Origin of the sequence: Streptomyces kunmingensis, assembly GCF_039533535.1 — a bacterium.
Classification (GTDB): Bacteria; Actinomycetota; Actinomycetes; order Streptomycetales; family Streptomycetaceae; genus Streptomyces; species Streptomyces kunmingensis.
The window spans coordinates 178,404-195,976 of record NZ_BAAATS010000018.1; the positions used below are offsets into that span (position 1 = coordinate 178,404).

Below are 17,573 nucleotides of genomic sequence, written 5' to 3' on the forward strand. Positions count from 1 at the left end.
GGAAAATGAAGTGGGGTCACGGGTGATGGGGTCGACACAAACGGGGTCGGAGCGAACGGAGTCGGTGGCATGGTGAGGAACCCGGAACGCCGAGCCGCCCTCGTGGACGCGGCGGTCGAGGTACTCGCGGCCGAGGGCGCACGCGGCCTGACCTTCCGCGCGGTGGACACGGCGGCGGCCGTCCCCACCGGCACGTCCTCCAACTACTTCGCCAACCGCGACGACCTGCTCCGCCAGATCGACTCCTGGCTCCACGAGCGCCTCGCCCCCGACCCGAACGTCGTCGAGGAACTCCTGAAACGGCCCCGGGACCGCAACCTCGTCGTCGCGTTCATGCACGACCTGATGGGCCGCGTCCTCGCCGACCGCACCGGGTTCCTCGCGATGATGGAGATGCGCCTGGAAGCGACGCGCCGCCCCGAACTGAGCGCCTCCCTCAGGAAGTCGCTACGCGGCGACCTCGACTTCGGCATCGCCTTCAACACCGAATCGGAGCTTCCCGGCGGCGCCGAGGAGATCACCCTGCTCTACCTCGGCATGCTCGGCCTCATCCTGGAGCAACTCACGATGCCGGGGATGCTGGACGGCGCGATCCCCGGCGTGAACGTGCCGGACGGCGTGATCGAGCGCCTGGTGCAACGGATCGTGCCGGAGGGGTAGGGAGGTCGGGCGAGAGGCGTGGGGGATCGGGCGGGAGGCGACGCGGGGCGGGCGGGCGGCGTCACGGGGCGGGCCGGAGGCACAGCGGATCGGACCTGATGCGGCGCGGAGCGGGCCGGAGGTGTAACGAATCAGGTCTGAGGCGTCACGGGGCGGGCCGGAAGCACAGCGGATCGGACCTGAGGCGGCGTAGGCGGCGTAGGGGCCGCGTCCGAAGTCAGACGGCTTGCGGCTCACGCCACATCGGCCACAGGGACGGCCCGTCCGGCAGGTCGACCGCCGTGCCGGTGAAGACGAAACCGAGCCGCTCGTACAGGGCACGACTGCGGGCGTTGCTCGCCTCCAGATAGGCGGGCAGCCCCTCGCGGTCGCAACGCTCCAGAACCGGTGCCATCAGCGCGCTCCCCAGCCCCTCGCCCTGTCGGCTCGGCCGCACGCCGATCATCCACAGGTAGACATGCGCGCGGCCCACCGGGTGCGCGGCTTCCGTCAACCGGGCTATCTGCTCGACCCGTTCATTGTCGGGGTCGACAGCAGCCCGCACCTGAGCGGGCCCGTCAGCCTCAGCCTCGTCCTGGGACTCATCCGGCACGTGGGCGGCATCAGGCACATCAGGCACATCCATCCACAACGCGACCGCCGAACCGTCCTCCGCGAGGTCTATGTACCCCTCGGCAAGCGTCACATCGGTGAACGCCCCCATCAGGCCCGCATGCCGCGCCCGCCGGTGCTCCTCGCCGGGAAACACCCAGCCGCTGACCGGATCGTCCATGAACGCCTCATCGAGCAGCCCCACGACGAAGTCCCGGTCGCTCGCCTGCGCCCGCCGAATCCCCACACCCACCCTGGATCCCCTTGACTCACCCGTCCCGGCCGACAAAGCCGACCCAACCGGCCCGCCCTGACCGGTCGTTGGCAGCCTAAACGATCACTCGACCACACGGATACGGCCCTCGCGTGGCAACTCCGGGCGCCACCGAGCCCCGCGCCCAGTCGACTCACCCCGCTCAGCCAGGTCGCCGGGATGCCAGGCCGCCAGGTCGCCGGGATGCCAGGCCGCCAGGTCGCCGGGATGCCAGGCCGCCAGGTCGCCGGGATGCCAGGCCGCCGGGCCGCCGGGCCGCCGGGCCGCCGGGCCGCCGGGGCAGCTTGCCCTACCGGCCCGAACGACCCGACCCGGCATGAGACCGGCGGACAACCCTCGGCCCCGGCCCCCTTCCCCCAGGGCCCCGGGTCCGTCACCCCTCCAAGGCAACCGCCACCCTCATTCCGCACCCACCCCTCGGGCTCACCAAACCCCTCCCCGCCCCCGGGCCCACCGCCACACCGTCACACCGTCACACCGTCACACCGTCATCGCGCCCCCTCAATACCCGCGCCGCGTCACGAACTCCGCCAAGGACAGCAGCCCGCCCGCCCTCTCCGGCACCGGTACCGCCCGCGCCAACTCATGCAGCGCCCGCGCCATCTCGTACGCGGCCTGCGCCTGCGCCCAGTCGCGCCCCCCGGCCCGCTCGACGGCCAGCGCAATCGCCTCCAGTTCGGCCGCGCCCTCTTCCTCCTGGCCAGGCGGCCCGTACAACGCAGCCAGTTCCGCGGCCGCCGGGCCGCCGGAGGCAAGCGCCGCGACGACCGGCAGGGACTTCTTGCGGACGGCCAGATCCGCGCCGGCCGGCTTGCCGGTGCGGGCGGGGTCGCCCCAGATACCGATCACGTCGTCGATGAGCTGGAAGGCCAGCCCAGCCGCCCGCCCGAACGCGTCGAGCGCCGCGACCTCCTCCTCGTCCGCCCCCGCGAACAACCCCCCGATCGCACACGCGCAACCGAGCAGCGCCCCCGTCTTCGCCTCCGCCATGGTCAAGGTCTCGTCCAGCGACACCTCCCCCGGGTCACGCCCCTCCAAAGCCACGTCCGTGGACTGGCCGGCGCACAACTCCACGACACACTGGGCGAGGCGGGCCACCGCGGCCGGAGCCGCCGGGTGCGGATCCTCCGCAAGCAGACGCTGAGCCTGGGCGTGCAGCGCGTCCCCCACCAATATCGCGTCCGCGTTGCCGAACACAGTCCATGCGGTCGGCCGGTGCCTGCGCGTGGTGTCCCGGTCCATCACGTCGTCGTGCAACAAGGTGAAGTTGTGCGTCAACTCCACGGCCGCCGCCGCCCGTACGGCATCCTCGGTCCGCCCCCCGAGGGCCCGCGCCGCGGCGAGGACGAGTGCGGGCCGCACGGCCTTTCCCGCGTCCCCCACCGCGGGTGTGCCGTCCGCGTGCTCCCAGCCGAAGTGGTACAGGGCGACACGGCGGATGGGTGTCGGCAGTGCCTCGACGGCCCGGCGCAGTTCGGGGTCGACCGATGTCCTGGCCCGCGCCAGAATTTCTTCTGCTTCCTGCCCCTCATGCCCGCCCGGAGCCACCGCGCGGCCGGCGTCCACTCCTTGCCCACCCGGGGCCACCCCTTGCCTGCCCAGCACGGGCTCTTGACCGGCGAGCACCCCCTGCCCGCCCGCCACCGACGGCCGACCGGCACGCAGCCCCTGCCCGTCTTGCGTCTCTCCCCCGCCCTGCGTCTCCCGCCCGTCCCGGAGGGCCCCGCCCGGCCGCCCCCCGGCTTCCCGTACGGCCTCCCCTCGCACCGTGTTCGACTCGGCAGGCTCTCCTGCCACTCGCGTCTCCGTCGTCTGCGTCATTGACTCACCCCGGAGAGGGCGCGGACGGTGGCGGGTCCGCTGTCGCTGGGCGCGTACCCCCTCGGTGTACCCGCCCTTCCGGGCGGGGACACGACATGCCGGGAACGGGACGTCACTGCCACCGGCCGATCTCGACGTCCTCCAGGACCCCGACCGCGTCCGGCACCAGGACCGCCGCCGAGTAGTAGGTGGTCACCAGATACGAGATGATCGCCTGCTCGCTGATGCCCATGAACCGCACGGACAGGCTCGGCTCGATCTCGTCCGGGAGGCCGGTCTGCCGCAGACCGATGACGCCCTGCTCCTCCTCCCCTGTACGCATGCAGATGATGGAGGTGGTCCGCGCTTCCGATACCGGAATCTTGCCGCACGGGTAGATCGGTACACCGCGCCAGGTCGGGATGCGGTGCCCGCCGACGTCGATGCTCTCGGGGACCAGCCCCCGCTTGTTGCACTCACGGCCGAACGCGGCGATCGCTTTCGGATGCGCCAGGAACAGCTTGGAACCGCGCCGCCTGCTGAGCAGCTCGTCCATGTCGTCGGGGGTCGGCGCACCGGCGTGCGGTTGCAGCCGCTGGTCGTACTCGCAGTTGTTGAGCAGTCCGAACTCCGCGTTGTTGACGAGCTCGTACTCTTGTCGCTCTTTCAGCGCTTCGACCGTGAGGCGGAGCTGATGCTCCGTCTGGTTCATCGGCTGGTTGTAGAGGTCGGCCACACGCGAGTGGATCCGCAGCACGGTCTGCGCGACGCTCAGTTCGTACTCGCGCGGCGCCGACTCGTAGTCGACGAACGTGCCCGGGAGCACGGCCTCGCCCACATGGCCCGCGGAAAGGTCGATCTCCTTCTCGCCGTAGTTGTTGGCCCGCTGCGTCGGGACCGAACGCATTTGCTGAAGGTGGGCGTTCAGCGCCTCGGACCGCTCAGCGATCTGTTCCAGGTCGCGGCGCGGCAGGGTGAGCACGGTGCACGCGGTGACCGCGCGGGCCGTGTAGTCCCAGATGTTGTCCGGACCGAGCAGGGCCTGGTCGCCGAAGTACGCGCCGTCGGCCAGGACGCCGAGCACCGCGTCGTCGCCGTACGGTCCCGTCCCGATCTTCTCCACGCGGCCGTGCGCGAGCAGGAACGCCTCGTCCGCCTGGCTGCCGAACGAGGCGAGCACCTCGCCGGCCGCGAACTCCCGCTGCGTGCACCGCTGGGCCAGCTCGCCCAGGACGTCGGGGTCCTCGAAGCCCCGCAGTGTCGGCAGTTCCCCCAGCTCCGCGGGGATGACCCGGACCTGGTCCCCGGTCTTGACGAACGTGACCCGCCCGTCTCCGACCGAGTAGCTCAGTCGCCGGTTCACCCGGTACGTACCGCCCTGCACGTCCACCCAGGGCAGCGCGCGCAGCAGCCAGCGGGAGCTGATCTCCTGCATCTGCGGCACGGACTTGCTGGTGGTGGCCAGATTCCGCGCGGCAGATGTGCCGAGGCTCTTCTGCGCCTCCGCCTGCTCCGTGCGGACCTCTTCGCCTACCGACATGGATTTCCTCCTGATCACGGACCGACCTGCGGGGCAAGACTTTCAGCACTGTCCGTGTTCGCGCCATTACACAAATGAGCGGGAATGGATCTCGTCCGGACGGGGCATTGGTCGCGTTTTTCGGAACTCGGCGTTCCCGGCAGGCGTTGATCGGGAAACGACCGGCAGCAGATGGAGGAGACGACCATGGCGGGCTTCCTGGACCGTGCCAAGGAGCAGGCGCAGCGCGGCCTGACGCAGGGCAAGCAGAAGCTGGACGACGTACAGGCGCAGCGCGCAGGCGGCGATCTGCTGAAGAGGCTGGGCGCGGCCTACTACGAGGAGCGCAGGGGCACCGGCAGCGCGGACGCCACGCAGCAGGCGTTGCAGGCGCTCGAAGCACACATCGCGACGAACGGGGACGGGTTCCTGCGCAGCTGAGAGCCGTGCGAGCGCCGCTGACCGATACCTGGAACAGCTGCACGGATTGCGAACGGCTAGTTCAGGCCCAATAGTTCGGGTAAAAGCAGCGGTACGAGACGGTGCGCGACGGGCGGCCGTCGCGCCCGTGAGGAGCCGGTCATGGCCCCACCCATGTCCGCCAGCAGTTTTCTCGCCGCTCTCAAGAACGAGGGGCTGACAGTCGTCGAAGTCGGCGACTGGCAGCACCACAACCGCAACCACAAGGGCGCTTGGGGCTCGATGCACGGTGTGATGATCCATCACACTGTCACCTCGGGCAGCGAGCGTACGGTCCGCATCTGCCGGGACGGCCACCCTGACCTGCCCGGCCCGCTCTGCCACGGCGTCATCACGAAGGACGGCCGCGTCCACCTCGTCGGCTACGGGCGGGCGAACCATGCGGGGCTCGGCGATGACGACGTACTGCGCGCCGTGATCGCGGAGAAGGCACTGCCGCACGACAACGAAGCGAACAGCGACGGCAATCGTCACTTCTACGGCTTCGAGTGCGAGAACCTGGGCGACGGAGAGGACCCGTGGCCCGCGGCTCAGCTGGAGGCCATCGAGAAGGCGGCAGCGGCTATCTGCCGTCACTACGGATGGACGGAGCGCTCGGTCATCGGCCACCTGGAGTGGCAGCCCGGAAAAATCGATCCGAAGGGCTTCACGATGGCGTCGATGCGGGGGCGCATCCGCGACCGGCTCAAGTAAGGCACCTCAGGTAAGGCACCTCGAGTGAGGCGCCTCGAGCAAGGCACCGCGTCACACACGCGGCGCGTGCGGCGACGGGCACCCGGACACATGTCTGACAATGGCCGGGTGTCCCGCTCGTCCACCGCCGCCCTGCGCCCCCGGTTGCCGTCGCCCCTCGCCGATGTGGACGACGACCGCTTTGCGCGCCACGGCGTGCGACTGCTGCTCAAGCGGGACGATCTGATCCACCCGGATCTGATCGGCAACAAGTGGCGCAAACTCGCCCCGAACCTCGCGGCGGCACAGGGCCGCGCTCTCGTCACGTTCGGCGGCGCCTACTCGAACCACCTGAGGGCCACCGCCGCTGCCGGCCGTCTCCTGGGTGTACCCACGCTCGGAATCGTCCGCGGTCACGAACTCGCCGACCGCCCGCTCAATCCGTCCTTGACCCGCTGCACCGCCGACGGCATGCGGCTGCACTTCATCGACAGATCGACATACCGGGAGAAGGGCGACCCTGCGGTCCTGGCCGCGCTCCTCGACGCCGCCAGCGCCGCTGACTCGTTCGTCGTCCCGGAAGGCGGCAGCAACGCTCTGGCGGTCCGGGGCTGCGCGGAGCTCGGCCGTGAACTTCAGGACCACGCCGACGTCGTGGGACTCGCCTGCGGCACGGGCGGCACCCTCGCAGGCCTCGCCGCGGGCCTCTCCCCCGGCCAGCGCGCCATCGGCGTCTCCGTCCTCAAGGGCGACTTCCTGACGGCCGACGTCCGTGCCCTCCAGGAGGAGGCATTCGGCGGCCCTCGCGGCGACTGGCGGGTCGAGGAACGCTTTCATTTCGGCGGCTACGCGCGCGTGCCCGCGGAACTGGCCGCGTTCGCCGACGACTTCGAGCAGCGCCACGGCCTCCCGGTGGAGCGCCTCTATGTGGCCAAGATGCTGTACGCGCTGGTCGCCCTTACGGAGGCGGGCGCTTTCGCCCCCGACACGACCCTGGCGGCCGTGATCTCGGGGGCGCCCTTCGAAGACGCTCAGTCGTCGACCTCCCGGTAGGCGGCGGCCTCCTCCAGGTCCAGTTTGCGCAGCAGGGTGCGCATCATCTCGTCGTCGATCCGCCGCTCGTCCCGCATCCGTACGAAGACCTCACGTTCGGCCGCGATCGCCTCACGGGCGAGCCTGCGGTACGTGTCGTCGGCGGACTCCCCGGTCACGGGGTTGGGCTGGCCGAGCCGCTCCCAGACGGAGTTGCGGCGCCGCTCCAGAACGGTGTGCAGGCGGTCCTGGAGCGGCTGAGGCAGGCAGTTGCGCTGATCCTGCATCAAGGTGTCCACGCGTTCCTCCGCGGCGCTGGAGGCGACGTTCTGCGCCTGCGCCTCGGCGAGCGTCTCGGCCTGTACGTCGCGGCCCGGCAGTTTCAGGGCCTTGATCAGCGGCGGCAGGCTGAGTCCCTGCACGACGAGCGTGCCGATGACGGTGGTGAAGGTCAGGAAGAGCACCAGGTTGCGCGCCGGGAACGGGTCGCCGTTCTCCGTGACGAGCGGGATGGAGAACGCGATGGCAAGCGACACCACCCCGCGCATCCCCGCCCAGCCCACGACCAGCGGCCGTTTCCAGTCGGTGTCGCCCTCCCGCTCTCTGATGCGCGACGAGAGGCACAGCGGCAAGTAGGTGGCGGGATACGACCACACGAAGCGGATCACGACCACAAGGAAGAACACCGCGACCGCGTACCAGACGGCCTGCGCCACGCTGTACTCGCCGAGGTCCTCCAGGACGACACGCAGTTGCAGACCGATGAGCGCGAACACCGATGACTCGAGGATGAACGAGACGACCTTCCACACCGCGGCCTCCTGGAGCCGCGTCTCGAAGTCGACCTGCCAGGACCGGTGCCCCAGATACAGGGCCACGGTCACGACGGCGAGGACCCCGGAGGCGCCCACCTGTTCCGCGGCCGCGTACGCGACGAAGGGGATCAACAGGGAAAGTGTGTTCTGCAGGATGGCCTCGGTGAGGTGCTTGCGCAGCCAGTGCAGCGGCACCATCAGCAACAGCCCCACTCCGACCCCGCCGACGGCCGCCACCAGGAACTCCTCGATGCCGCCGGCCCAGCTCGCCCCCTCGCCCACAGCGGCGGCGAGCGCCACCTTGTAGGCGGTGATGGCGGTCGCGTCGTTCACCAGGGACTCGCCCTGCAGGATCGTGGTGATCCTCGACGGCAGCCCCACCCGGCGCGCGATCGCGGTCGCGGCCACCGCGTCCGGCGGGGCGATCACCGCACCCAGGACGAGCGCGGCGGTGAGCGGCAGATCCGGGATCAGTTCGTACGCGAGCCAGCCCACCGCCACCGTGGCGAACAGGACATAGCCCACCGACAACAGGGCGACGGGCCGGATGTTGGCCCGCAGATCGAGATAGGAGCTCTCCAGCGCGGCCGTGTGCAACAGCGGCGGGAGGATCAGCGGCAGCACGACATGCGGATCGAGCGCGTACTGCGGGATCCACGGCACATAGGAGGCCGCAAGGCCGACCGCGACCAGAAGCAGTGGCGCCGGCACCGGCGTCCTACGGGCCGCCCCCGCCACCGCGGCGCTCGCCGCGATCAACCCCACCAGTGGCAATACGTCCATGCCTCGCCTACCGCCGTCCTTCTCGCGCCGCCCGTCGTAACCTGGCCATCATGAACGAGTGCCCGCACGTCGACGCGCTGCCGCACCCCGAGCCCGCTCCGCTCAGCGAGACCTGTCTGGAGTGTCTGGCCGTCGGCAGTCACCCTGTGCAACTACGGCTGTGTCTGTCCTGCGGCCACGTCGGCTGCTGCGACTCCTCGCCCTACAAGCACGCGACGGAGCACCACAAGGCGACCGGCCATCCAGTGATGCGCACCTTCGAGCCTGGTGAGAGCTGGCGCTGGTGCTTTGTGGACACGACTCTGGTGTGATGCGGACGATCCGCACCCGTGTCGGGGTTCGACCGGCGGACGCCTGGGTACGTCATCCCGGCGCCCGTTCTTTCCAATTGGGAGCGCACACCCCCTAGCCACTGTCCGTACCCGTAGGCTTACTATGAGTGACAGCACTGGGCCGGGGGTCCCCGGGACAGGAAAGTCAGGCGCGCGGTAGCGTCACCGCAGATATATGTGGCGCATCGCCCGGGGGAGGACCTCCGGAGCCCGAAAGTGCTTGTACCACCTTGGAGGTGAGGGTGTCCCAGATCGCAGGCGAGCCCGGGAATCAGGACTTCGTGGAAGTCCGGCTGCCGGCTGCGGGTGCCTACCTGTCAGTGCTGCGGACGGCCACGGCCGGTCTGGCAGCGCGTTTGGACTTCACCCTCGACGAGATCGAGGACCTGCGCATCGCGGTCGACGAGGCCTGCGCGATCCTGCTCCAGCAGGCCGTCGCCGGCTCCGTGCTCAGCTGCGTGTTCCGACTCGTCGACGACTCTCTGGAGGTGACGGTCTCCGCGCCGACCACCGACGGCCGGGCCCCGGAGCGCGACACCTTTGCCTGGACTGTGCTGTCGGCCCTCGCGGGCCAGGTCGACTCCTCGGTGGCCGATGACAACACCGTCTCGATCAGCCTCTACAAGAAGCGCGGCGCGGGCCCCGGCCCGGCGTGAGGAACGGGGACGGTCCGGTGCGGGATGACAAGCGCGGCACCCGGGATCTCCCGGCCGACAGCACGGCGGGGGTGCGGCGGGTGACCGCGGGCATTCCCGAGCAGCAGGCCCGGCCGCACCCGCAGGACCCGGCGGCCGACGCGCCACAGCAGGCAGCGCCGACTTCCGGGACCGAGCTTCGCGGGCGGCCTGGCGGATCGGACGCGCGACGGGCGGGATTGATGAGCGACCACGAGCGACACGGTGAGCGGCAGGGCCGGCACGACCCGCGGGATCGCAGCGGTGCACGGGCGATGTTCATCGAGCTGCGCACCCTGCCGGACGGCAGCCGGGAGTACGCGGAGATGCGCAACCAGCTCGTGCGCATGCATCTGCCGCTGGTAGAGCACCTGGCGCGCCGGTTCCGCAACCGCGGGGAGCCGTTGGACGACCTCACCCAGGTCGCGACGATCGGCCTGATCAAATCGGTGGATCGTTTCGACCCGGAGCGCGGTGTGGAGTTCTCCACGTACGCGACCCCGACGGTCGTCGGCGAGATCAAGCGGCACTTCCGCGACAAGGGCTGGGCGGTGCGCGTACCGCGTCGCCTCCAGGAGCTGCGTCTGGCTCTGACGACGGCGACGGCCGAGCTGTCCCAGCTGCACGGCCGCTCCCCCACGGTCCACGAGCTGGCCGAGAAGCTGGCCATCTCCGAGGAGGAGGTCCTGGAGGGCCTGGAGTCGGCCAACGCGTACTCCACGCTGTCCCTGGACGTCCCGGACACGGACGACGAGTCCCCGGCGGTCGCCGACACCCTGGGGGCCGAGGACGAGGCGCTGGAGGGCGTCGAGTACCGCGAGTCCCTCAAGCCGCTCCTGGAGGATCTGCCGCCGCGCGAGAAGCGCATCCTGCTGCTGCGCTTCTTCGGGAACATGACGCAGTCGCAGATCGCCCAGGAGGTGGGCATCTCCCAGATGCACGTCTCGCGTCTGCTCGCCCGCACCCTGGCCCAGCTGCGGGAGAAGCTCCTGGTCGAGGAGTGACCTGCGCGGACGTATGCCTGTGAAGGCGTACGCATGAGAAGACGCCCGGTGCGTTCACCGCACCGGGCGCCTTCTTGTTGCTTTTCGCGCCTACTTGGACTGCGGTGCGCTCCCCGGCCCCCGGATGCCCAGCGCGCGCGTGGTCGCGGGGTTGACCAGCAGCACCAGCGCGGCGATCGCCACCGCGGCGAGCGCGATCCCGCCGGGGATGGCCATGCTGTCGGCCTGCAGCAGCGTGTAGGCGACCGGCAGCGCCATGATCTGCGTGATGATCGCGGGGCCGCGGCTCCAGCCCTTGCGGGCCAGCAGTCCGCGCGCTGCCAGCAGGGGCAGCAGAGCGAGCACGATGAGGGTCACACCGCCGGTGATGGCCTGCTCCGGGTTGTCGGGGTTCCCCGCGATCCCGGCGACGAGCATGGAGATGCCGCCCACGACGAGCGCGGCTCCTTCGAGTCCGGCCAGGGCCGCCGCGGCGGTCAGCCGGCCGGGGCGCGGGCCGTCTTCTTCGGAGGTCTCGGGGGCGGGATTCTGCTCTGAGGTCACCTTTGCAGCGTAGCGCCCGGACCTCGCGACCCGGCAAGGCGCATCCGGGGCCGAGGCCCGCTCCGTCCTTACCCGACGCCTACCTCGGTCTGGGCCCGATCAAGGGGGCTAGGTACCCTGCATCGCATGCGTGCACTTCTTGTGGTCAATCCAGCGGCAACCACCACCAGTGCGCGCACGCGCGATGTTCTGATCCACGCGCTGGCGAGTGAGATGAAGCTCGAGGCCGTCACCACGGAGTACCGCGGCCACGCCCGCGACCTGGGGCGGCAGGCCGCGGAGAGCAAGGACATCGAGCTGGTGGTCGCCCTCGGCGGCGACGGCACGGTCAACGAGGTCGTGAACGGCCTGCTGCACCACGGCCCCGACCTCGACCGCCTGCCGGGCCTGGCCGTGGTCCCCGGCGGCTCCACGAACGTCTTCGCCCGCGCCCTCGGCCTGCCGAACGAGCCCGTGGAGGCCACCGGGCAGCTCCTGGACGCCCTGCGCGAGGGCCGCGAGCGCACGGTGGGCCTGGGCCTCGCCGAGGGCACGGCGGGCACGGAGGACGAGGCGGTTCCGTCCCGCTGGTTCACGTTCAGCTCGGGGCTCGGCTTCGACGCGGGCGTGGTCGGCAGAGTGGAACAGCAGAGAGAAAGGGGCAAGCGTTCGACGCATGCCCTGTACGTGCGACAGGTCGTCCGTCAATTTCTCGGCGAACCCGACCGCCGGCACGGCACGATCACGCTCGAACGGCCGGGCGAGGCTCCGGTCACGGATCTGGTCGTCTCCATAGTGAGCAACACCTCGCCGTGGTCCTTCCTGGGCAATCGCCCGCTCTATCCGACGCCTCAGGCATCCTTCGACACCGGCCTTGACGTGCTCGGACTCAAGAAACTGTCGACTCCCGCGGTGGCCCGCTACGGCACCCAGTTGCTGACCTCGTCGCCCGAGCGCGGACCGCACGGTAAGAACGCAGTTACGCTCCATGACCTCACCGACTTCACCTTGCATTCGAAGGCGCCCTTGCCCCTTCAGATGGACGGCGACCACCTGGGACTGCGCACGAGCGTGACGTTCACAGGCGTACGCCGTGCACTGCGTGTGATTGTGTGAGTAGAAGGGCCCAAAGTCCTTTATCTCGAACGTTTGGGCCAGGATCCACCCCATGGAAGTACGGCTGTGACCTAGCCGACACCGAGGAATCAAAAAAAACTTTCCAGAAGGGGTTGTATCCGCCGCCGAGGTTTGCGAATCTCTTCATGGCGCTCGGGACGGCCCGCAACATCGGCCCCACAGAGAGCCCGAATCCCCTCCTCAAAGCAACGGACACCCGTCGCAGATGTGACGTTCGTCCCTTCACTTGTTGAGGGATTCGTGAAAGCGTTCACATTCACAAGCAACCCGCATGTAATACCAAGGAGAGGTAGCAGCCATGGACTGGCGTCACAACGCCGTTTGCCGCGAAGAAGACCCCGAGCTCTTCTTCCCCATCGGCAACACTGGTCCTGCGCTGCTGCAGATCGAGGAAGCCAAGGCCGTCTGCCGTCGCTGCCCCGTCATGGAGCAGTGCCTGCAGTGGGCGCTCGAGTCCGGCCAGGACTCCGGCGTCTGGGGTGGCCTCAGCGAGGACGAGCGCCGCGCGATGAAGCGCCGCGCCGCTCGCAACCGGGCCCGTCAGGCCTCCGCCTGATCCCCCACCCCGTTCGAGCCTGAGCCCGGCGGCGCGTACAGCGAGTACGCATCCCCCCGCCCCCGAGCCGCAGCGCGCAGTACCCCCGATGCTCCCCCAGGCTCAGCCCGGGACATGACCCGAGCAACGCGAGCAGTGAGCCCCGAACCGTTCAACGGTCCGGGGCTCACTGCTGTTGTGCGTCGCGCGGCGTCTACGTACGTGTAAGGGTGGCTACTTGGTAGAGCGCACCGGGATGTCGAGGACGACCTGCGTACCGCGCTCGGGTGCGGGCACCATGTCGAACGTTCCACCCAACTCGCCCTCCACCAAAGTGCGTACGATCTGCAGCCCCAGATTGCCGGCCCGCTTCGGGTCGAAGTTCTCGGGCAGGCCGACGCCGTCGTCCTGGACGGTGATCAGCAGCCGAGCGTCCTTGCTGGTACCGCCACGTACGGCGGAGACCTCGACCGTGCCGGTGTCGCCCTGCCGGTAACCGTGTTCCAGCGCGTTCTGCAGCACCTCGGTCAGAACCATCGACAGCGGGGTCGCCACCTCGGCGTCCAGGATCCCGAAGCGGCCGGTGCGCCGGCCCGTCACCTGGCCCGGGGAGATCTCCGCGACCATGGCGAGCACGCGGTCGGCGATCTCGTCGAACTCCACGCGCTCGTCCAGATTCTGAGAGAGCGTCTCATGCACGATGGCGATGGAGCCGACGCGCCGGACCGCTTCCTCGAGCGCCTCGCGCCCCCGGTCCGACTCGATGCGCCGGGCCTGAAGACGGAGCAGCGCGGCCACGGTCTGCAGATTGTTCTTCACCCGGTGATGGATCTCCCGGATGGTCGCGTCCTTGGTGATCAATTCCCGCTCACGACGCCGCAGTTCGGTGACGTCCCGCAGGAGGACCAGAGATCCGATCCGTACGCCCTTGGGCTTGAGCGGGATCGCGCGCAGTTGGATCGACCCCTCCTCGCCCTCGATCTCGAACTCCCGCGGCGCCCACCCGCTGGCCACCTTGGCGAGCGCCTCGTCCACCGGCCCGCGCGACGGCGCGAGTTCGGCCGTGGTCTTGCCCAGGTGGTGTCCGACCAGATCGGCGGAGAAGCCCAACCGGTGATACGCAGACAGTGCGTTCGGTGACGCGTACTGGACGACTCCGTCGGCGTCGAGCCGGATCAGCCCGTCCCCCACGCGCGGGGAGGCATCCATGTCCACCTGCTGCCCCGGGAACGGGAACGAGCCGGCCGCGATCATCTGTGCCAGGTCTGACGCCGACTGCAGATAGGTCAGCTCCAGGCGGGACGGCGTACGGACAGTCAGCAGGTTCGTGTTGCGCGCGATGACACCGAGGACCCGGCCCTCCCGGCGTACGGGGATGGACTCGACCCGCACCGGGACCTCCTCCCGCCACTCGGGGTCGCCCTCGCGCACGATGCGCCCCTCGTCGAGCGCGGCGTCCAGCATGGGGCGGCGGCCGCGCGGCACCAGATGCCCCACCATGTCGTCCTGATAGGACGTCGGACCGGTGTTCGGACGCATCTGTGCGACGGAGACATAGCGCGTGCCGTCGCGGGTGGGGACCCACAGGACGAGGTCGGCGAAAGAGAGGTCGGAGAGCAACTGCCACTCCGAGACCAGCAGGTGGAGCCACTCGAGGTCGGAGTCACCGAGAGCGGTGTGCTGGCGTACGAGATCGTTCATGGAGGGCACGGGCCGAGCGTACCCGCCGGTCGGCGGGGTCCCGAAAAGACCGACGGGCCGCGGCGCCGGGGGGAGGGACCCTCGACCCTTTCCCTGGCACCGCAGCCCTTCAGGTGCATCGGCGTCCAGGTGTGCGGTTCCCGGCTGCCGATCGAGGAGCCGTCGCAGTCAGGGCAGAGAGCGCGGTTCCTCTGTCCGTCCTCCTGTGCGGGGAGGGCGGAGGTCTTCATTACGCATTGTGGACTAGACCATTCTCCCATGTCTATGCGTCGACACAGGTTTGTTGTCGTCTCTTCCTCCGAGTCCCGGGCCTCACGACGGCGGCCCTCACATCATGCACGGTGGCCGGATGCCGCCGGTTCACTCGCGGGCCAGGCAGCCATCGCAAGGTCGGCGATCGCCTCCAGTTCACCCCTGCTCGCGCCGTCGCGCGACTGCTGCGACATGCCTTGGAAGACGGCGCCCACGAAGCGTGCGAGCGCCGCGGCGTCCGTACCCTCCGGCAGCTCTTGCGTGGCCATTCCCTGTCGCAGCCGGTCCTCGATGGCGGTGAGACTGGCGCCGCGCTGATCGCGCAGGGCCTGCTCGACCTCGGGTGTCGTGCAGTTCGTCGCGGCGTGGATCACGAGGCAGCCGTGCGGGTGGCCGGGGTCGGTGAACTCGTCGGCCGCCTCTCGCAGCAGCCTCTCGACGGCGCCGCGGGCGGTCGGCTCCTCGGTGAGAGCGCGGGCCGGCCCCGCGCCGTGCGTGGTGCCGTAGACCCGCACGACCTCCTCGAACAGCGAGCGCTTGTCGCCGAAGGCCGCGTACAGGCTGGGGGCGCCGATACCCATCTCGCGGGTCAGCTCCGAGACCGACGTCCCCTCGTACCCGTTCTCCCAGAAGGCCCGCATGGCCTTTTCCAGGGCGGTCTCCCGGTCGAAGGAACGGGGCCGCCCACGCTGCTTGGTCGCCATGGGGTGAATTCTATAGCGCGCACTAGAAAAGTGGGACGAGGGTGCGCTACGGTCATTTTCATAACGACCGCTACAGATTTGACCGTCACCGATCGAAGGGGCATCACCATGGGCGCACTCACGGGCAGGACAGCACTGGTCACGGGCGCGAGCCGGGGTATCGGACGGGGTATCGCCGAGCGGCTGGGCCGGGACGGCGCGCGGATCGCCGTGCATTACGGGGCGAACCACGCGGCCGCGAAGGAGACGGTGACCGCGATCGAGGCGGCGGGCGGCTCGGCGTTCGCCATCGGGGCGGAGCTCGGCTCGCCGGGGGCGGCGCAGGAGCTGTGGGAGAAGTTCGATGCGCAGGCGGACGGCGTGGACATCCTGGTGAACAACGCGGGTATCGGTACGTCGAGCGCCTTCGCGGACATCGAGGAAGCGGAGTTCGACCGCCTCTTCACGGTCAACGCCAAGTCACCGTTCTTCCTCGCGCAGCTCGCGGCTCCGAGGCTGCGCGACGGCGGCCGCATCATCAACATCTCCTCCGGGGCCGCGCGCACGACGATGCTGCCCGACCTCATGCCGTACGCGATGACGAAGGGGGCGCTCGATGTGCTGACCCAGTACCTGGCCAAGGTGCTCGGACCGCGCGGCATCACAGCGAACACGGTGGCCCCGGGCATCGTCGACACGGACGTGAACGCGGAGTGGCTCCGCGCGAGCGACGAGGCGTGGGCGGGTGCGGCCGCGCTCTCGGTCCTGGGAAAGGTGGGGACTACGGCGGAGATAGCCGACGTGGTGGCGTTCCTCGCGTCGCCGGACGGGCGGTGGGTGACAGGCCAGTGGCTGGACGCGACGGGCGGCTCACTGCTCTGACGCGCCACCCCGGAGACCGTCGACTCGACTCCGGCGATCCCAGACCCCGACCCCCGGGCCGTCGGGCCACTCCCATACCCCTCCCGCACCGCTCCCCGCTCCACCTCACCCCCGCTCCACCTCACCCCCGCCCCATCTCACCCACCCGCCTCACAACATGCCGTGACCCGCCACAGCGCCGAGCATGGACGTGATGGGGGCGGTGGAGGGCCTGCCCGGCCGGGGCCTGCTCTGCTAGATTGGTCTATACCACATGTTCCTTCAGTCTCCTCTGACCAGAACGGCAGGCCCAGCGTGGAAGTTGTGATCGTTCCGGACGCCAAGGCAGGTGGCGAGCTGATCGCCGAGGCCATGGCCCAGCTGCTGCGGCGCAAGCCCGACGCGTTGCTCGGCGTGGCCACCGGCTCGACCCCGCTGCCCATCTACCAGGCGCTGTCGGCCAAAGTGCGCGCCGGTGAGGTCGACGCGGCGAAGGCCCGTATCGCTCAGCTCGACGAGTACGTGGGGCTGCCGACCGGGCACCCCGAGTCCTATCGGGCGACGGTGCTGCGCGAGGTCGTGGAGCCGCTCGGACTGGACGAGGCTTCGTTCATGGGCCCGGACGGCAGCGCCGAGGACGTGCAGGCGGCGTGCGAGGCGTACGACAAGGCGTTGACCGAGGCGGGCGGGGTCGACCTGCAGCTGCTCGGGATCGGGACGGACGGGCACATCGGGTTCAACGAGCCGTGCTCGTCGATCGCCTCGCGCACCCGGATCAAGACGCTGACCGAACAGACGATCACGGACAACGCGCGGTTCTTCGACGGTGACCTGAGCCAGGTGCCGCGACACGTCATCACGCAGGGCATCGGCACGATCCTGGAGGCCCGGCACCTGGTGCTGCTCGCCACGGGTGAGGGCAAGGCGGACGCCGTGGCGGCGACCGTCGAGGGGCCGATCGCCTCGGTCGTGCCGGCGTCGGCGCTGCAACTGCACCCGCACGCGACGATCGTCGTGGACGAGGCCGCCGCGTCCAAGCTGAAGCTCGCGGACTACTTCCGGCACACGTACGCCAACAAGCCGGAGTGGCAGGGCCTGTAGACCCATCGCTCGGAACGGAGCGCCGCACTGCCGGCGGCGCACCACCCAGAGCACGTTACGTGCCGGCCGCCCCACCCGGGCCGGCCGTGCACCACCACAGAGCACGCAAAGGTGCCGGCCACCTGGCCGACCGGCACCACCCACA

Annotated in this window: 18 protein-coding genes; 11 read left to right on the top strand and 7 right to left on the bottom strand. The window is 69.9% G+C overall.

The window, feature by feature from the left end; genetic code table 11:
* Nucleotides 1-69: 69 nt before the first annotated feature.
* Nucleotides 70-660, top strand: a complete 591-nt coding sequence (locus tag ABD366_RS22440; protein ID WP_324771130.1) for a TetR/AcrR family transcriptional regulator — start codon at nt 70-72, stop codon at nt 658-660.
* A gap of 217 nt (nt 661-877) precedes the next feature.
* On the opposite strand, the gene ABD366_RS22445 is transcribed toward ABD366_RS22440, so the two are convergent.
* The 3 genes from ABD366_RS22445 to ABD366_RS22455 form a co-directional block, all read right to left on the bottom strand.
* Complete coding sequence (locus ABD366_RS22445) at nt 878-1,504, bottom strand: GNAT family N-acetyltransferase (protein WP_324771129.1); 627 nt, start codon at nt 1,502-1,504, stop codon at nt 878-880.
* A 522-nt stretch (nt 1,505-2,026) separates the two neighbouring features.
* A complete protein-coding gene (locus ABD366_RS22450; protein WP_411293889.1) occupies nt 2,027-3,112 on the bottom strand; it encodes a family 2 encapsulin nanocompartment cargo protein polyprenyl transferase in 1,086 nt (361 codons plus the stop codon).
* A gap of 346 nt (nt 3,113-3,458) precedes the next feature.
* The gene (locus ABD366_RS22455) at nt 3,459-4,865 is read right to left on the bottom strand and encodes a family 2B encapsulin nanocompartment shell protein (RefSeq protein WP_324776116.1); all 1,407 of its coding nucleotides are present in this window, start codon (nt 4,863-4,865) and stop codon (nt 3,459-3,461) included.
* A gap of 186 nt (nt 4,866-5,051) precedes the next feature.
* On the opposite strand from ABD366_RS22455, the gene ABD366_RS22460 reads away from it, so the two are divergent.
* The 3 genes from ABD366_RS22460 (at nt 5,052) to ABD366_RS22470 (ending at nt 7,049) form a co-directional block, all read left to right on the top strand.
* Entirely contained in the window at nt 5,052-5,285 is a 234-nt protein-coding gene (locus tag ABD366_RS22460) for a hypothetical protein (protein ID WP_324776178.1), read from the top strand.
* Nucleotides 5,286-5,426: 141 nt separating this feature from the next.
* Nucleotides 5,427-6,017, top strand: a complete 591-nt coding sequence (locus ABD366_RS22465; protein ID WP_324776119.1) for an N-acetylmuramoyl-L-alanine amidase — start codon at nt 5,427-5,429, stop codon at nt 6,015-6,017.
* 90 nt (nt 6,018-6,107) lie between these two features.
* The gene (locus tag ABD366_RS22470) at nt 6,108-7,049 is read left to right on the top strand and encodes a 1-aminocyclopropane-1-carboxylate deaminase/D-cysteine desulfhydrase (RefSeq protein WP_411293888.1); all 942 of its coding nucleotides are present in this window, start codon (nt 6,108-6,110) and stop codon (nt 7,047-7,049) included.
* On the opposite strand, the gene ABD366_RS22475 is transcribed toward ABD366_RS22470, so the two are convergent.
* A complete protein-coding gene (locus ABD366_RS22475; RefSeq protein WP_324776123.1) occupies nt 7,028-8,626 on the bottom strand; it encodes a Na+/H+ antiporter in 1,599 nt (532 codons plus the stop codon). The two genes, ABD366_RS22470 and ABD366_RS22475, sit on opposite strands and share 22 nt — an antisense overlap.
* Nucleotides 8,627-8,676: 50 nt before the next feature.
* Between ABD366_RS22475 and ABD366_RS22480 the strand changes: the two genes are divergently transcribed.
* From ABD366_RS22480 to ABD366_RS22490, 3 genes are all read left to right on the top strand, one after another.
* Nucleotides 8,677-8,937, top strand: coding sequence for a UBP-type zinc finger domain-containing protein (locus tag ABD366_RS22480; protein WP_324776125.1), 261 nt, complete (start codon nt 8,677-8,679; stop codon nt 8,935-8,937).
* Between the two features lie 263 nt (nt 8,938-9,200).
* Nucleotides 9,201-9,614, top strand: coding sequence for an ATP-binding protein (locus ABD366_RS22485; protein ID WP_324776127.1), 414 nt, complete (start codon nt 9,201-9,203; stop codon nt 9,612-9,614).
* Nucleotides 9,611-10,636: an RNA polymerase sigma factor SigF gene (locus ABD366_RS22490; RefSeq protein ID WP_324776129.1), complete on the top strand. Its 1,026-nt coding sequence runs from the start codon at nt 9,611-9,613 to the stop codon at nt 10,634-10,636. The genes ABD366_RS22485 and ABD366_RS22490 overlap by 4 nt, the downstream gene beginning before the upstream one ends.
* A 90-nt stretch (nt 10,637-10,726) precedes the next feature.
* On the opposite strand, the gene ABD366_RS22495 is transcribed toward ABD366_RS22490, so the two are convergent.
* Nucleotides 10,727-11,179 carry a hypothetical protein gene (locus ABD366_RS22495; RefSeq protein WP_324776131.1) on the bottom strand — a complete coding sequence of 151 codons (453 nt, stop codon included), beginning with the start codon at nt 11,177-11,179 and terminating at the stop codon, nt 10,727-10,729.
* 126 nt (nt 11,180-11,305) lie between these two features.
* Here ABD366_RS22495 and ABD366_RS22500 point away from each other — a divergent pair, with 126 nt between their 5' ends.
* On the top strand, nt 11,306-12,274 hold the full coding sequence (locus tag ABD366_RS22500; RefSeq protein ID WP_324776133.1) for a diacylglycerol/lipid kinase family protein: 969 nt from the start codon (nt 11,306-11,308) through the stop codon (nt 12,272-12,274).
* Nucleotides 12,275-12,593: 319 nt separating this feature from the next.
* The gene (locus ABD366_RS22505; RefSeq protein ID WP_016639615.1) at nt 12,594-12,851 is read left to right on the top strand and encodes a WhiB family transcriptional regulator; all 258 of its coding nucleotides are present in this window, start codon (nt 12,594-12,596) and stop codon (nt 12,849-12,851) included.
* 213 nt (nt 12,852-13,064) lie between these two features.
* Here the strand turns inward: ABD366_RS22505 and ABD366_RS22510 are convergent, their stop codons facing one another.
* Both ABD366_RS22510 and ABD366_RS22515 read right to left on the bottom strand, forming a co-directional pair.
* Entirely contained in the window at nt 13,065-14,531 is a 1,467-nt protein-coding gene (locus ABD366_RS22510) for a PAS domain-containing sensor histidine kinase (protein ID WP_324776180.1), read from the bottom strand.
* Between the two features lie 332 nt (nt 14,532-14,863).
* Complete coding sequence (locus ABD366_RS22515; protein WP_324776141.1) at nt 14,864-15,487, bottom strand: TetR/AcrR family transcriptional regulator; 624 nt, start codon at nt 15,485-15,487, stop codon at nt 14,864-14,866.
* Between the two features lie 108 nt (nt 15,488-15,595).
* Between ABD366_RS22515 and ABD366_RS22520 the strand changes: the two genes are divergently transcribed.
* On the top strand, nt 15,596-16,348 hold the full coding sequence (locus ABD366_RS22520; RefSeq protein ID WP_324776143.1) for an SDR family oxidoreductase: 753 nt from the start codon (nt 15,596-15,598) through the stop codon (nt 16,346-16,348).
* 294 nt (nt 16,349-16,642) lie between these two features.
* Complete coding sequence (gene nagB, locus ABD366_RS22525; protein WP_324776145.1) at nt 16,643-17,428, top strand: glucosamine-6-phosphate deaminase; 786 nt, start codon at nt 16,643-16,645, stop codon at nt 17,426-17,428.
* Nucleotides 17,429-17,573 lie beyond the last annotated feature (145 nt).

Excerpts from the sequence above, each read along its gene's own strand:
- ABD366_RS22480 (WP_324776125.1), top strand. The coding sequence starts at position 8,677 with ATGAACGAGTGCCCGCACGTCGACGCGCTGCCGCACCCCGAGCCCGCT.
- ABD366_RS22440 (WP_324771130.1), top strand. The coding sequence starts at position 70 with ATGGTGAGGAACCCGGAACGCCGAGCCGCCCTCGTGGACGCGGCGGTC.
- ABD366_RS22475 (WP_324776123.1), bottom strand. The coding sequence starts at position 8,626 with ATGGACGTATTGCCACTGGTGGGGTTGATCGCGGCGAGCGCCGCGGTG.
- ABD366_RS22460 (WP_324776178.1), top strand. The coding sequence starts at position 5,052 with ATGGCGGGCTTCCTGGACCGTGCCAAGGAGCAGGCGCAGCGCGGCCTG.
- ABD366_RS22505 (WP_016639615.1), top strand. The coding sequence starts at position 12,594 with ATGGACTGGCGTCACAACGCCGTTTGCCGCGAAGAAGACCCCGAGCTC.
- ABD366_RS22470 (WP_411293888.1), top strand. The coding sequence starts at position 6,108 with ATGTCTGACAATGGCCGGGTGTCCCGCTCGTCCACCGCCGCCCTGCGC.
- ABD366_RS22515 (WP_324776141.1), bottom strand. The coding sequence starts at position 15,487 with ATGGCGACCAAGCAGCGTGGGCGGCCCCGTTCCTTCGACCGGGAGACC.
- ABD366_RS22510 (WP_324776180.1), bottom strand. The coding sequence starts at position 14,531 with ATGAACGATCTCGTACGCCAGCACACCGCTCTCGGTGACTCCGACCTC.
- ABD366_RS22455 (WP_324776116.1), bottom strand. The coding sequence starts at position 4,865 with ATGTCGGTAGGCGAAGAGGTCCGCACGGAGCAGGCGGAGGCGCAGAAG.
- ABD366_RS22520 (WP_324776143.1), top strand. The coding sequence starts at position 15,596 with ATGGGCGCACTCACGGGCAGGACAGCACTGGTCACGGGCGCGAGCCGG.
- ABD366_RS22465 (WP_324776119.1), top strand. The coding sequence starts at position 5,427 with ATGGCCCCACCCATGTCCGCCAGCAGTTTTCTCGCCGCTCTCAAGAAC.
- ABD366_RS22500 (WP_324776133.1), top strand. The coding sequence starts at position 11,306 with ATGCGTGCACTTCTTGTGGTCAATCCAGCGGCAACCACCACCAGTGCG.